Source organism: Luteococcus peritonei (genome assembly GCF_039526385.1).
Classification (GTDB): domain Bacteria; phylum Actinomycetota; class Actinomycetes; order Propionibacteriales; family Propionibacteriaceae; genus Luteococcus; species Luteococcus peritonei.
The window spans coordinates 1-919 of the sequence record NZ_BAAAIX010000039.1 but is presented as its reverse complement, the minus strand read 5'-3'; the positions used below and the strand labels follow the sequence as shown (position 1 = coordinate 919).

General features: G+C 64.1%; 1 pseudogene. It reads right to left on the bottom strand.

The features are described from left to right. Positions 1-919: pseudogene (locus ABD073_RS15475) on the bottom strand (IS3 family transposase); the annotation flags it as partial.

Below are 919 nucleotides of genomic sequence, written 5' to 3'. Positions count from 1 at the left end.
GGACCAGTTCGAACTCTACTGGGGTGAGCTTGCCGAGACGCCGTTGGCGGCGTCGACGATGGTAGGAACGTTCGATCCAGGTGATGATCGCCAACCGCAACTCTGCCCGGCTGGTCCAGGGGTGACGGTTCAGGACATTCTTCTGCACCAGGGCGAAGAAGGACTCCATGGCCGCGTTGTCGTCGCTCGCGGCGATCCGGCCCATCGACCCGGTCAGGTGATGGGCGTCGAGTTCCCGCAGATACTTCTTCGACCGGAACTGGCTGCCTCGGTCCGAGTGCACCACGCACCCGGCCACGTCACCACGCCGCTGAACGGCCATCCGTAGCGCGTTGACGGCCAGACTGGCCTTCATCCGTGCATCGATTGAGTAGCCGACGATGCGGTTGGAGTAGGCATCCTTGACTGCGCACAGGTACAGCTTGCCCTCGGCGGTGTGGTGTTCGGTGATGTCGGTCAACCACAACAGGTTGGGCTGTTCGGCGGTGAAGTGGTGTTGGACCAGGTCGTCGTGGACCGGGGCCCCTGGCGTCTTCCACGAGCCGTTCTTGACGGAGTGGAACGAGCGGATCCGCTGCAGCTTGCACAGTCGGTGGACCCGGTTCTCACCAGCGGTGATGCCCTTCTCGGGCAGGTCGTCGGCGATGAGGCGGTAGCCCAGGCCGGGGTCCTCGTCATGCAGGTCGATGGCGGCGTTGATCAGGTGCGCATCGTCCCAGTCACGCTGGCAGACCGGGTCGGCGAGCCACTGGTAGTAGGCCTGTCGGGAGAAACCCAACACCCTGCACGAGACCGCCACCGGCACCCGAACCTGCGCCCCCTTGGCCTGGGCCAGGTCGGTAACCAAGGGGTACATCATTTTGGGTTGATGTCACGAGACAGATAGGCCGCGGCGCGACGCAGGACCTCGTTTTCCTGT